Source organism: Sphingomonas abietis (genome assembly GCF_027625475.1).
GTDB classification, from domain to species: Bacteria; Pseudomonadota; Alphaproteobacteria; order Sphingomonadales; family Sphingomonadaceae; genus Solisphingomonas; species Solisphingomonas abietis.
Map to the genome: position 1 here is coordinate 2,078,207 of NZ_CP115174.1, position 13,163 is coordinate 2,091,369.

At 64.3% G+C, this 13,163-nt stretch carries 16 protein-coding genes; all 16 read left to right on the top strand.

Annotated elements, in window-relative coordinates; translation table 11 throughout:
- Positions 1 to 7 precede the first annotated feature (7 nt).
- A complete protein-coding gene (locus tag PBT88_RS09935) occupies positions 8 to 448 on the top strand; it encodes an NADH-quinone oxidoreductase subunit B family protein (protein ID WP_270079013.1) in 441 nt (146 codons plus the stop codon).
- Positions 445 to 945: a 4Fe-4S dicluster domain-containing protein gene (locus PBT88_RS09940; protein ID WP_270079014.1), complete on the top strand. Its 501-nt coding sequence runs from the start codon at positions 445 to 447 to the stop codon at positions 943 to 945. Before PBT88_RS09935 ends, PBT88_RS09940 begins: the two co-directional genes overlap by 4 nt.
- Positions 906 to 1,484: an NADH-quinone oxidoreductase subunit C gene (locus PBT88_RS09945; RefSeq protein WP_270079015.1), complete on the top strand. Its 579-nt coding sequence runs from the start codon at positions 906 to 908 to the stop codon at positions 1,482 to 1,484. Before PBT88_RS09940 ends, PBT88_RS09945 begins: the two co-directional genes overlap by 40 nt.
- The gene (locus PBT88_RS09950) at positions 1,481 to 2,569 is read left to right on the top strand and encodes a hydrogenase large subunit (protein WP_270079016.1); all 1,089 of its coding nucleotides are present in this window, start codon (positions 1,481 to 1,483) and stop codon (positions 2,567 to 2,569) included. Before PBT88_RS09945 ends, PBT88_RS09950 begins: the two co-directional genes overlap by 4 nt.
- 27 nt (positions 2,570 to 2,596) lie before the next feature.
- Positions 2,597 to 2,971, top strand: coding sequence for a hydrogenase maturation nickel metallochaperone HypA/HybF (locus PBT88_RS09955; protein WP_270079017.1), 375 nt, complete (start codon positions 2,597 to 2,599; stop codon positions 2,969 to 2,971).
- Positions 2,961 to 3,539: a 4Fe-4S dicluster domain-containing protein gene (locus PBT88_RS09960; protein WP_270079018.1), complete on the top strand. Its 579-nt coding sequence runs from the start codon at positions 2,961 to 2,963 to the stop codon at positions 3,537 to 3,539. Before PBT88_RS09955 ends, PBT88_RS09960 begins: the two co-directional genes overlap by 11 nt.
- A gap of 74 nt (positions 3,540 to 3,613) precedes the next feature.
- Positions 3,614 to 5,563: an anaerobic carbon-monoxide dehydrogenase catalytic subunit gene (cooS, locus tag PBT88_RS09965; RefSeq protein WP_270079019.1), complete on the top strand. Its 1,950-nt coding sequence runs from the start codon at positions 3,614 to 3,616 to the stop codon at positions 5,561 to 5,563.
- A complete protein-coding gene (locus tag PBT88_RS09970; RefSeq protein WP_270079020.1) occupies positions 5,560 to 6,363 on the top strand; it encodes an ATP-binding protein in 804 nt (267 codons plus the stop codon). Before cooS ends, PBT88_RS09970 begins: the two co-directional genes overlap by 4 nt.
- Complete coding sequence (locus PBT88_RS09975) at positions 6,350 to 6,553, top strand: CooT family nickel-binding protein (RefSeq protein WP_270079021.1); 204 nt, start codon at positions 6,350 to 6,352, stop codon at positions 6,551 to 6,553. Before PBT88_RS09970 ends, PBT88_RS09975 begins: the two co-directional genes overlap by 14 nt.
- Complete coding sequence (locus tag PBT88_RS09980) at positions 6,550 to 6,858, top strand: hypothetical protein (RefSeq protein WP_270079022.1); 309 nt, start codon at positions 6,550 to 6,552, stop codon at positions 6,856 to 6,858. Before PBT88_RS09975 ends, PBT88_RS09980 begins: the two co-directional genes overlap by 4 nt.
- Positions 6,859 to 6,880: 22 nt before the next feature.
- Entirely contained in the window at positions 6,881 to 8,467 is a 1,587-nt protein-coding gene (locus PBT88_RS09985; protein WP_270079023.1) for a carbamoyltransferase N-terminal domain-containing protein, read from the top strand.
- 119 nt (positions 8,468 to 8,586) lie between these two features.
- Positions 8,587 to 9,387 (top strand): hydrogenase nickel incorporation protein HypB, encoded by an 801-nt coding sequence (gene hypB / locus PBT88_RS09990; RefSeq protein WP_270079024.1) that lies wholly within the window; start codon positions 8,587 to 8,589, stop codon positions 9,385 to 9,387.
- A gap of 8 nt (positions 9,388 to 9,395) precedes the next feature.
- Entirely contained in the window at positions 9,396 to 10,514 is a 1,119-nt protein-coding gene (locus PBT88_RS09995) for a Kae1-like domain-containing protein (RefSeq protein WP_270079025.1), read from the top strand.
- A 78-nt stretch (positions 10,515 to 10,592) separates the two neighbouring features.
- On the top strand, positions 10,593 to 10,763 hold the full coding sequence (locus tag PBT88_RS10000) for a HypC/HybG/HupF family hydrogenase formation chaperone (RefSeq protein ID WP_270079026.1): 171 nt from the start codon (positions 10,593 to 10,595) through the stop codon (positions 10,761 to 10,763).
- Complete coding sequence (hypD, locus tag PBT88_RS10005) at positions 10,760 to 11,890, top strand: hydrogenase formation protein HypD (protein WP_270079027.1); 1,131 nt, start codon at positions 10,760 to 10,762, stop codon at positions 11,888 to 11,890. Before PBT88_RS10000 ends, hypD begins: the two co-directional genes overlap by 4 nt.
- Positions 11,887 to 12,951 carry a hydrogenase expression/formation protein HypE gene (gene hypE, locus PBT88_RS10010; RefSeq protein ID WP_270079028.1) on the top strand — a complete coding sequence of 355 codons (1,065 nt, stop codon included), beginning with the start codon at positions 11,887 to 11,889 and terminating at the stop codon, positions 12,949 to 12,951. Before hypD ends, hypE begins: the two co-directional genes overlap by 4 nt.
- Positions 12,952 to 13,163: the final 212 nt, after the last annotated feature.

Genomic DNA, 13,163 nt, shown 5'->3' on the forward strand with positions numbered 1-13,163 from the left:
AACGGCGATGCGTTTTCTCGCCAAGGCCGCGCGGAAGTCGCCGTGGATCTACCGGATCAATGCCGGCTCCTGTAACGGATGCGACGTCGAACTTGCCACCACGGCTTGCATTCCGCGCTACGATATCGAACGACTCGGCTGCCAATATTGCGGCAGCCCCAAACACGCCGACATCATCCTCATCACCGGCCCGGTCACGGTGGGCGTCAAGGACAAGCTGCTGCGCGTCTATGCGCAAGTTCCGGAGCCGAAGGTCACGGTCGCGGTCGGCATCTGCCCGATTTCGGGGGGCGTTTTTCGGGAAAGCTATTCCATCGCCGGGCCGCTCGATCAGTTCGTTCCCGTCGACGTCAACGTTCCCGGCTGCCCGCCGCGCCCGCAAGCGATCATCGAGGGCCTCGCGCTCGCGATTGAGATCTGGGGCGAGCGAGCAGAGGCCGCGGCATGAACGCGCTCAAGCTTCTAATCCAGAACCTGATGAAGGGGCCGGCGACCGATCCCTATCCATTCGGCGAACCGACGACGCCGCCGAGGTTGCGCGGGCGGGTCGCCATTGATGGCGAAGCGTGCGTCGCCTGCAAGATGTGCGAGCATGTTTGTGCGGGCGGCGCGATCAAGTTCGTCGAGGACGAGGAAAACGTCCACTTCGTCGTCTGGCACAATAGCTGCGTCACGTGTGGGCTCTGTGCTTTTTATTGCCCGACCAAGGCGATCACCGTTACCGACAATTGGCACGGCGCCCACCGTCAGGAAGACAAGTACAAGCAGGTCGATCATGCGACGATACCCTATTCCCATTGCACGTCGTGCGGCGCGCGTTTCCTCAAGGCTCGGGATTCATTGATGCAGCTCGCCTACAAGAGTGTCGGCGCACGCGAGGAACAATTGCGCGATCTCTGCCCCGATTGTCGCCGGGCCGAGAGCGTGCGGAAGGCGATTCCATGAGCACGTCATCATCCATCGGCGACGAGGCGGCGTTTCTGCCCAGACTGCGAAGCCTTCTGGGCGAGGTCACGACGACGCCCAGCCGCAACGGCCGGATGGTGGCCTGGGTCAGCCTGGCCGATCCGAAGGCGCTGGTACCGGCGGCCAGCGCGCTCAAGCAGATCGGCGCGCGGCTGAGCGTGATCACCGCCTTCGCACGCGACCCCGCAGGCGCCAGCCCGCTTGCCTACACGTTCGACGTGGCGGGCGACACCGTCACGCTCAGGCTTCGCGTGGAGGCGGATGCGGGCGTTGAGACTATTGTGCCGATCTTCCGCAATGCCGACTGGCTCGAGCGCGAGGTGATGGAATTGTTCGATGTTCGCATCACCGGCCGGCCACACAACCGCCGCTTGTTCCTCGACGAGAGCGTGGATGGGCAGGCGCTGGAACGGCTGCTCCCGCTCTCGATCGTCTCCAATGCGGCGAGCACGGAACTGCTGTTCGACCGCATTGCCGAAGCGGCCAAAGCCGGGCGCGACGATGGAGGCGAGGCATGAGCGAGAGCTTCGACATCCCGATCGGGCCGCTGCACGTCGCACTCGAGGAGCCGATGTATTTCCAGGTGAGCGTTCAAGGTGAGACGCTGACCGGCATGGAGCTGTACGCCGGCCACGTCCATCGCGGGATCGAGTATCTCACGGCGAAGCGCAACATCTACCAGAATCTCGTGCTGCTGGAGCATGTCTGCTCATTGTGCTCGAACAGCCATCCCGAGACGTTCAGCATGACTTTGGAGACGATAGCCGGGATCGAGGTGCCGCCCCGCGCGCACTATCTCCGGATGATCGCCGACGAGATCAAGCGCACCGCATCGCATCTCTTCAACGTCGCGATCATGTCGCACGTCATCGGCTTTGATTCGATGTTCATGCACGTCATGCAGGCGCGCGAGATCATGCAGGACGTCAAGGAGACGATCTTCGGCAACCGCATGAGTATGGCCGCTAACATCATCGGCGGGGTACGCTACGATCTGACTGGGGAACTCACCGCCTTCCTTCTTGCCCAGCTCGACAAGCTGGAGCCGATCCTGCGCGACGAGATTATCCCGGCCTATGCGACCAACCGCACCATCCTCTCGCGAACGAGGGGCATCGGTGTGATCACCCGTGAGGAATGCGTGGATCATGGTCTGGTCGGTCCGGTCGCGCGCGGATCGGGCATCGCCTTCGATGTGCGCGAGGCCGCGCCTTACGCGGCTTATGCCGAACTTGACTTCGCCACACAGACGATGACGGACGGCGATGTCTGGTCGCGGGCGATGGTGCGGCTGCACGAGGCGCTCGTCTCGATAGGCTTGCTGCGCCAGTGCGTAGCCCGGCTGCCGTCCGGGCCGACCAATGCCGGACCGCTGCCGCATATTCCCGCGGGCGAAGCGATCGCAAGGACCGAGGCACCGCGCGGCGAACTGCTCTATTACGTGAAGACCGTCGGCACCGATGTTCCCGAGCGGGTGCGATGCAGGGTCCCAAGCTACATGAACTGGGAAGCGCTCAAGGTGATGATGCGACATGGGCGCGTTGCCGACATTCCCTTGATCATCAACAGTATCGACCCGTGCGTCTCCTGCACCGAGCGTTGACCGGCGGCCTGCGGGGGCCGTCCTGCCATGCATGAACTGTCGATCGCGTCCGCCCTGTTCGATATCGTGAGCGAGCAAGCGAAGCGCTTTCCCGGCGAGCGCGTGATCGGCGTAACCATGAGTATTGGCGGCGTACAGGCATTGGAGCCCGATGCGGTGAGGACATGCTTCACGTTGCTGTCGGAAGGATCGGCCATTGCCGGAGCGGAACTGACGATTGAGCGGCGACCCATCGTCGTCTTCTGTCGGCGCTGCGAGGCGGAACGGGAGGCCGATACCAATTTTGCCTGCGTGACGTGTGGAAACTACGGAGTTCGACTCGTGGGTTCGCAGGCTATGTCGGTCGAGAAGATGACATTGCGTAGCAGGGAAAACACGATGGACGAGAGCCATGGCCGCTGAATCCCAGGCAAGGCGTGAGAATGTCATCATCTATGCCGATCCCGATCGGTGCATGGGGTGTCATTCCTGTGAGATCGCCTGTGCGGTGTCGCACGCGGAAGGGCATGACCTGTTCAGTGCCGTTGCGGCCAGGCTGCCGCTCCAGCCGCGCAACCACGTCGTCAGCGTCGACGGCGTGACCATGCCGTTGCAGTGCCGCCAGTGCGAGGATGCGCCTTGCACGGCGGTCTGTCCTACGGGCGCCTGCCGCCAGACGGACGGGATGGTCGAGATCATCGGTCAGCACTGCATTGGCTGCAAGCTCTGCGCGATGGTCTGCCCGTTTGGTGTCATCACGGTGAAGGCAGAGGTTGCGGCCGATGGAACGGCGCTGACCAACCATGGCATCGCGAAGAAGTGCGATCTTTGCACTGACTGGCGCGCAGAGACCGGGGCCGAGGAGACGGCCTGCGTGCAGTCCTGCCCGACCAAGGCGATCCAACTGGTCGATCTCGATGAGTATCGAAAGGCGCTGCGTGAGGCGCGCGCCCGCGAGCTCGTCGAAGCAACCCGCCACATCCGTCTTTAGAAAACGCGTCCGGAGCATCGATCATGGCCTGCAACAACTGTTCTGATCCGTCCGCAGATGCCTGTGCGAACCACATGCTCGGCGTGACGAAGGCCGCCGGCATCGCGACCGCTTGGGACCGTTATAAGGCGCAGCAGCCGCAATGTGGGTTCGGTAGCACCGGTCTGTGCTGCCGTATCTGTCTTCAGGGCCCATGCCGGATCGATCCGTTCGGCAATGGCCCGCAATATGGTGTCTGCGGTGCCGATCGCGACACGATCGTGGCGCGGCACCTGGTGCGGATGATGGCCGCGGGTACGGCCGCGCACTCGGAGCATGGGCGCCACATCGCACTCGCGCTCTTGCATGTCGGAGAGCACAAGCTGCACGACTATGCGGTCCATGACGACGAGAAGCTGCATGCGGTAGCGGCGCGACTTGGCGTCGCGACCGAGGGGCGCGAGCAGTCTGATATCATCCACGAGCTGGCCGAGGTGACCCTGGGCGACTACCAGAACCAGGATTACGACAAGCCCTGCCACTGGATATCCTCCTCGCTGCCGGCGCCGCGCCTGAAGAAGTTAAGCGACCTCGGTCTGTTGCCACACAATATCGATGCCATGGTTGCCCAGTCCATGTCGCGCACGCACATGGGATGTGACGCGGAACCGGAGAATCTGATCCTTGGCGGACTGCGCGTGGCGCTGGCCGACCTCAACGGCGAAATGCTCGCGACCGAGTTGTCCGACGTGCTGTTCGGTACGCCCAAGCCGGTCGCAAGCGTCGCCAATCTCGGCGTACTCAAACGCAACGCTGTGAACGTCGCGGTCAATGGGCATAATCCGCTGCTCAGCGAGATCATCTGCAACGTCGCGGCCGATCTGCATGACGAGGCAGTGGCGGCGGGCGCGCCCGAAGGCATCAACATCGTCGGCGTCTGCTGCACCGGCAACGAATTGATGATGCGCCACGGCGTACCGCTGGCCACGAATTATCTGTCCCAGGAACTTCCGATCGCGACGGGCGCGCTCGAGGCGATGATCGTGGACGTTCAGTGTGTCATGCCATCGCTGCCGCGGATTGCCGCCTGCTTTCATACCAAGATCATCACCACCGACAATCAGAACAAGATCACCGGCGCGACGCATATCGAGTTCGAGGAGGAGAGAGCGAGCGAGATCGCGCGTCAGATTCTCCGCGTCGCAATCGACAACTTCAAGCGCCGCGATCCCAAGCGCATCGACATCCCGGACGAAAAGCAGGAGGCGATCGTCGGCTTCAGCACGGAAGGGATCGTCGCCGCGCTGGCAACGGTGGATGCCGCGGACCCGCTGAAGCCGATGGTCGACAATATTGTCAGCGGCGCGATCCAGGGCGTCGTGCTCTTCGCGGGCTGCAACAACGCCAAGATCCAGCAGGATCATAATTATCTGACGATGGCGAAATCGTTAGCTAAGCGGAACGTTCTCGTGGTCGCCACCGGCTGCGCATCGGGCGCCTTCGCCAAGGGCGGCATGATGACGAGCGCGGCGACAGACCAATATTGCGGCGAGGGTCTGCGTGGCGTGTTGACGGCGATCGGAGAGGCGGCGGGGCTGGGCGGCCCACTGCCGCCGGTGCTGCACATGGGGGCCTGTGTCGACAACAGCCGTGCCGTCGCGCTGGTAACGGCGCTCGCCAACAAGCTTGGCGTCGACATCTCGGACCTACCGGTTGTCGCCAGCGCGCCCGAAGCGATGTCCGAAAAGGCGATGGCGATCGGCACCTGGTCGGTAGCGATCGGCCTGCCGACCCATCTTGGCACGGTGCCGCCCGTCGTCGGCTCCGACGTGGTGACCGGCCTCATCACCGATGCGGCCAAGGCGCAGCTCGGTGGCTATTTCATCGTCGAGCCCGATCCGGAAAAAGCGGCGGACAGTCTGTTCGATGCCATTCAGGAACGGCGCGCGGGCCTTGGGCTCTCGACTGCGCCGCGCCGCCCGGCATTGTCGCCGACGTACCGCTTCGCCCCGTCGCGGCCCGCACCCGCCCTGCTGCCGTCATGAAGGTCGCGGTCTCCGGCAAGGGTGGAGTGGGCAAGTCGACGATCGTCGGCATGCTGGCCCGCGCCCTGAACGACGATGGCTGGAAGGTGATGGCCATCGATGCGGATCCGGACGCGAACCTGGCCTCGGCGATCGGCATACCCGCTGATCGGATGACGGAGCTGAAGCCGATCTCGGCGATGACGGAACTCGCGCTGGAGCGTACGGGCGCGACGCCCGGTTCGGGCAGTTTCTTCATTCTCAATCCAAAGGTGGATGACATTCCCGATCGCTTCTCGGTCGAGCACGAAGGCATCAAGCTGCTGGCGATGGGAACGGTCGATCATGCCGGAGCGGGCTGTGTGTGTCCGGAGCATGCCCTGGTCCGGACGCTGATGCGGCACATCCTCACCCGTCGCCGCGAGGCTGTACTGCTCGACATGGAAGCCGGTATCGAGCATTTCGGGCGCGGCACGGTCGAGGCCGTTGATCTTCTCGTCATCGTCGTGGAGCCCGGTATGCGCAGTTTCCAGACCGGCGCGCAGATCGAGCGCCTGGCCGCGGAACTGGGCATCAAGCGGGTCTGCTACGTTGCCAACAAGGTGGCGTCTGCCGAAGACGAGGCGTTCGTTCGCACACAGGCGGGCGACAAGGATCTACTGCTGGTGGCGCCATTCGATCAGGACATCCAGGCTGCGGATCAAGCAGGCGAGTCCTGCTACGATCGAAGCGAGGCTTTCCGCGTGCGTGCGCACGGCTTTGCCAAGGAAGTGGTGCGCAGGGTTGTTGGACAAAAGGAAGTGAACGATGTGCTTGGGTAAAATCGTGCTGACGGGCGCAGGAACGGATCGCCAGGAAATCGGTGATGTCGTCGACATCCGCATGGACGACAACGGCGTCAGCGTATCGACGCTGTTCGGCGAGGAGCATCGCTTCGAGGACGTCGCGATCGAGCATATCGCGATGCGGTCCGGGGTGACCGTGTCGCTCGTCGCGCGGGTGGCGGCATGACGATTGGCGAGGACGAACGCGCACTACAGCGCTTCACGGTGATGGTAGAGCATCTGCTCGATCACACCAGGAGCCACGCAATGGAGCTGGAGGGCGGACGGGCGCTATTCGGCCCTGACTCGCCGGCACTGCCCTTGCTCGACAAGGCCCTTGCCGAACTCGGCACCGCTCACGCCTCGCTGGAGGCGCTACTGGGTCATGTCGATGGCGGCCGGACAGCAGGCGATGGTCACCGACTCGCGCATGGCCATGCACATGATCATAGTCACGAACATGGCAATGGCCATACGCACCCGCATTCCTGACGGCTCACCGGAGTCGGTCCCTGTGAGGATTTGCGGTGCCGGTCTCGGCCATGATGCGGCGGTCGCACTGATTGAAGACGGGCGGCTGGTCTTCAGTGTCGAATTGGAGAAGCTTGGCAATCGGGAGCGCTTCGCACGGGCTGTCGATGAGCCGGGCTTCATCGCGGGCATACTGACCGATTTTGGCTATTGCCCCGAGGATATCGACATTCTCTCCGTCGATGGCAGCGATGCCGGGTTGGCCGAAGCATGGGGGCCATATCCCATGCCGGCGATCATCGAACGGCCCGGGCACACCCTAGCCAACATCGCCGCGGCCTGGTCTGCCAGTCCGTTCGCGCAGCGGCGCGAGGCGGCTCATATCCTGGTTTGGGATGGATCGGGCCTGCCCGAACTGCATCATCTCGATCCGGCTACCCAAACGATCCGGCATCTCGGTGCGATCGGCAGGCTTCCCGGGCGAGCCTATGCCGCCGCCGGGCAATATTTCGCAGCCTTCGAAATGGCGGCAGCGGGATCGCAAGAGAGGCTGGACGTCGCCGGGAAGCTGATGGCCTTCGTCGGGCTTGGCACGGCCGATCCCCATCTTGTCGATATGATCGAGCAATGCTGCATCGACGCCTTCCATAGGCCTTCGCCGCATGCGTCGGATGCAGACCGCCTCGAGGGCATGTTCGAAAGCATCGCGATGCGATCGGCCGGAGTGTCCGGAGAAGATATTCTCGCCGCCTTTCACCTGTTCGTGGAGCATAGCCTCACCAGAGGTCTGCGCCGGCTGCTTGGGCCATCTTCGAGACGCAACCTTTGCATAGCTGGCGGCTGCGGTCTCAACATCAAGTGGAACAGCGCCATCCGCGCCTCGGGCCTCTTCCAGCATGTCTGGGTGCCGCCCTTTCCGAACAACAGCGGCGCCGCGATCGGCGCTGCCGCTGCGGCGTTCCTTGAGCATGTGGGCTTCCGCGCCATCGACTGGTCGGTCTATAGCGGACCGTCCTTGCCGGACGCGCAAGGGGCGCTGATGCCGGGTTGGCGATCCCGGCCTTGCGAGGCGCCGGAACTGGCAAGGCTGCTGGCCGAGGGCGCGATCGTCGCGCTTCTGGACGGACGTGCCGAAATCGGGCCACGCGCGCTGGGGCATCGCAGCATCGTCGCGGCGCCTTTTCCCCTGTCGATGCGGGACAGGCTGAACGGCATCAAGCGCCGCGAGCCCTATCGCCCGATTGCGCCCGTCTGCATCCTCGATCGCGCAGCGGAGGTTTTCGATCCGGGAATGGAAGATTCCTACATGTTGTTCGAGCAGCGTGTGCGGCCGGAATGGCGCGGACGCATTCCCGCGGTCGTGCATATCGATGGCACGGCCCGCGTGCAGACGGTAGAACGCACCGCGCCGTCGATGATCGCGCGGCTTCTTATCGCCTATGAGGAACAGACCGGCATTCCCATATTGTGCAACACCAGCGCCAATCGCCCGGGCCGCGGGTTCTTTCCTGACCTCCAGTCTGTGCTGGACTGGGGAGAGGTGGACCATGTCTGGTATGATGGTAGGCTTTTCGAGCGCGACCGTACGCCGGGCGGGCTGGATTCGCATGCGCTCGCCGCCGTCGCCTGATCGCCGGCGCCGAAAGGAGATCAACGATGTGTAGCGTTTGCGGATGCGGACAGGAGCGAATTGCGGGCGAGCCTCACAGCCACCCCCATCTTTCCACGCATGCCGATCATGATCATGCGGTGATCGACGACGACCATGCCGCGCTCCACGCCGCAGGCGTTCCGCATGTCCACTCGCACGATCATGTCGAGATCAAAGCGGGTGTTCTCGATTATGGCGCGGGCCATGCCGGTGTGGCCGTACCCGGCCTGCCGCAGGAGCGGGTGGTGGCGATCGAGCAGGCCGTGCTGGGGCATAATGACGCGCTTGCGGAGCGCAACCGGCAGGCGTTCGCAGCCGACGATCTGCTGGTTCTGAACCTTCTGTCCAGCCCCGGATCGGGCAAGACGACCCTGTTGTGCGAAACCGTTCGCGCGATGCGGGGGCGGGCGCCGGTCGCGGTCATCGAGGGCGATCAGCAGACCAGCTTCGATGCCGATCGCATCCGTGCGGCGGGCGCACCCTCCGTCCAGATCAACACCGGCAAGGGATGCCATCTCGATGCGGCCATGGTGGCGCGCGCGGTCGAGACGCTGGCGCCCGCGCGGGGCAGCATCCTGTTCGTGGAGAATGTCGGCAACCTCGTCTGCCCGGCGGCCTTCGATCTGGGCGAGGCGGCCAAGGTGGTCATCCTCTCCGTCACCGAAGGCGAGGACAAGCCGCTCAAATATCCGGACATGTTCGCGGCCGCCGATCTCCTGCTGCTCAACAAGATCGATCTTTCCCCTCATGTCGATTTCGATGAAGAGCGCTGCCTCGAACTGGCGCATCGGGTCAATCCGTCGCTTCCCGTTCTCCGGCTTTCCGCGCGGACCGGCGATGGCATGGACGCCTGGCTCGATTGGATCGGCGCGCGCCAGCGGGAACGGGCCACGGCATGATCGCGGCTTTGCCTCGGGCCGCTCGTATCGAGGGGGACGCGCAGCCGCTGGTGCTGCCGCTTCCCAAACGGTTTCCCGTCGTGCTCGGCCTTGGTGCCTTCCTGAAAAATACGACCACACTCATCGATGGCGATCAGGCCTATGTCAGCCGGGATGCCGGCCATACCGACAGCGTGGGCAGCATCGTCGCCATGGGGGATCGCATGGAGCGTTTTCTTGAGCAGGCTTCCGGCCCGCCGGCGGCGATCGCGCACGATCTGCATCCTGATTTTCCGTCTACCCGGCTGGCGCTCCGGCTGGCATCGGAAAGGGGTATCCCGGCGTTGCCAGTGCAGCATCATCACGCCCATGTCGCGGCCGTTGCCGCCGAGCATGGGGTGACGGGTGCGCTGCTGGGCCTGGCGTTCGATGGGTTCGGGCTGGGGCCTGCGCGGGAGGCATGGGGCGGCGAACTGCTGCTGTGCGGACGTGGGGACTGCCGGCGGCTGGGCGCGCTGGTGCCGCTGTCCCAGCCGGGCGGGGATATCGCCGCGCGCGAGCCATGGCGCATGGGGGCTGCCGCCCTGCAAGCGGTCGGTCGATCCGGCGACATCGCCTCACGCTGGCCCGATCGTCCCGCTGCGAAGCATTTGTCCGCGATCATGCGCCGGGAGCTCAATAGTCCGCCGACATCATCAGCCGGTCGCCTGTTCGATGCCGCGTGCGGCCTGCTCGACGTCCATCCCGTCGCGGCGTTTGAAGGGCAGGCGCCGATGGCGCTGGAGGCGCTCGTCGCGGCTCCCGAAGTGCTGCCGGGTGGCTGGCGGATCACCGACGGACAACTCGACTTTCGCCCGTTACTCGCCGTTCTGGCGGATCTGGGCGATCCCGCGCGTGGCGCGGACCTGTTCCACGGCACGCTGGCGGCGGGCGTGGCCGACTGGGTGGTGCGGCATGTCGACGAGATGGTCCTCCCGCCGCTCGAAATCGCCTTTTCGGGCGGCTGCTTCTACAATCGGGTGTTTTCGGCGGATCTCGCCGACCGGCTGGGCGAGGCGGGGCTTCGCGTCTTGCGCCCCGAACGGCTGGGCCCGGGTGACGCTGCGATCAGTCTCGGTCAGGCCTATGTTGCGGCGCTTTCGCTGTGATGCGACGCGCGGCGAAAGGAGAATAAGACGATGTGTCTCGCCGTCCCGGCCGAGGTGATGGAGCTTATGCCAGGGGGCATGGCCCGCGTCAGCGTGGGCGGCGCCGAGCAGACGGCGAGCCTGGTCCTCGTGCAGGGAGTGGGGGTGGGAGATTACGTCCTCTTGCACGTTGGTTTCGCGATTAGCCGGATCGACATCGCCGAAGCCCATGCAACCATGGACCGGCTTGCCGAACTGGCTGGCCAATGAATCTCATCGAACAGTTTCGTGATGGCGGGCTGGCCCACGCATTGTGCGACGCGATCGCCGCCGCCTGCCGGCCGGATCGTGATTACAGGTTGATGGAGGTTTGCGGCGGGCACACCCATGTCATCGCGCGCTATAGTCTGGAAGATTTGCTGCCACCGCAGGTCCGGCTGGTGCATGGTCCCGGCTGCCCGGTCTGTGTCCTGCCTGCCGGAAGGATCGACCTCGCCATTGGCCTCGCCCTCGATCGGGGTGTCATCCTGTGTACCTATGGCGACATGATGCGCGTGCCCGGATCCCACCGGGCCACGCTGACCCGCGCGCGGGCGGCGGGCGCGGATATCCGCATGGTTCTCTCGACACTCGATGCGCTCCGGATCGCGCACGAAAATCCGGCGCGGGAGGTGGTGTTCCTCGGCATCGGTTTCGAGACGACCGCGCCCGCGACGGCGGTGGCCCTGAAGGTGGCAAGGAGCGAAGCGCTGGCGAACTTCAGCGTGCTCAACAACCATCTGCTGACGGCACCCGCTTTGCGGGCGGTGCTGGGTGAGGGCGATGAGACGACGCTCGACGGGTTGATCGCGCCAGGTCATGTCTCGACGATTATCGGAACCCGGCTCTACGACGAGTTCGCCGAACGCGGGCAGGGTGTATATGTCGCGGGTTTCGAGCCGCTCGATCTGCTGGAGGCGGTGCTGCTGCTGATACGGCAGATCAACGATCGGGCGCCTCGGGTAGACAATGGCTATTCGCGCGCCTTGACGGCCGAAGGCAACCCGCGCGCACTCGCCGCTATGGCGGAGACGATGCCTGAGCGCCGGGGGTTCGAATGGCGTGGTCTGGGTATATTGGCGGACAGCGCCACGCAGATCGGCGAGGATTTTGCCGCCTTCGACGCCGAGCGCCGCTTCGATCTTTGCTACGAACCGGTGCCCGATCCGAAATCCTGCATCTGCGCCGACATTGTGCGCGGGGCGCGGCGGCCCGAAGCCTGTAAATTGTTCGGCACCGTTTGCACGCCGGATGATCCGATCGGCCCCTGCATGGTCTCCAGCGAAGGCGCTTGCGCGGCGCAGTGGCGATTTGGCCGTCATCGTCTGGCCCCGACCGCGGGCGCTGTCGCCGCATGAGCGAGCCGATCACCAGCAAGCGGGGCAACTTCGCAGCCCGATCGCTCGATCTGGAAGCGGGGCGGGTCGATATGAACCACGGCGGTGGCGGGCGCGCCATGGCCCAACTCGTCGCCGAACTGTTCCAGGCCGAATTTAACAACCCTTTCCTTGCGCAGGGCAACGACGCCGCCCTGCTGCCGTCAGCCGCGGGTCAATTGGTGATGACGACAGATGCCTATGTGGTGTCGCCTCTCTTCTTCCCCGGCGGCGATATTGGCTCGCTCGCAGTGCATGGCACGATCAACGACATCGCGATGGTCGGCGCACGGCCGCTTTATCTCTCCGCAGCTTTTGTCATCGAGGAAGGTCTGCCGCTGGCCGATCTTGCCCGCATCGTCGCGAGCATGGCCAGGGCCAGCCGCGAAGCGGGCGTGCCCGTGGTGACCGGAGACACGAAAGTCGTCGAACGGGGCAAGGCCGATGGGCTTTTCATCACGACGACCGGGGTCGGAACCGTGCCCGAAGGCATAATATTTTCCGGCGACCGCATCCGCTCCGGCGATGCGATTCTTCTTTCGGGTTCGATCGGAGATCATGGCGTCGCGATCATGTCGGCGCGGGAGGGGCTTTCGTTCAATGCTCCGATCGAGAGCGACAGCGCCGCGCTGCACGACCTCGTCACCGCCATGATCGCAGCGGTGCCGGAGATCCGCTGCCTGCGCGATCCCACGAGGGGCGGCCTCGCGGCGACGCTCAACGAACTGGCGACCCAATCGGAATTGGGGTTCGTGATCGAGGAGACGGCGATCCCGATCAATCCCGTCGTGCGCGGAGCATGCGAAATCCTCGGCCTTGACCCCCTCGGCATCGCCAACGAAGGCAAGCTGATCGCATTCTGTCCACCAGAACATGCGGCGATGCTGCTTTCCGTCATGCAGGCACACCCGCTGGGACGGGATGCGGCGATCATCGGTACGGCCGGTCAAGATCCTAGAAACTTCGTGCGGCTGCGCACGTCACTTGGAACGGAGAGGGTCGTCGATTGGCTGTTTGGGAGCCAGCTTCCGCGCATCTGCTGAGCGGTTTCCGGTCTCCGGGAACATGCCGGTGGCATCCAGCTGCATTCAGCGTCGAACTATCTTCACGCGACCATTTCGCCGGAATTCGCGGGTCAATTATGCGCAAAGATACGAAGTTCCATTCGCGACAAGCTGGCGATCGTGAGCATGTGACAATCTAAGCCGGCATCTGGTCCTGATGGCCTGTCAAATCGTAACCCGATCCGCGTGAA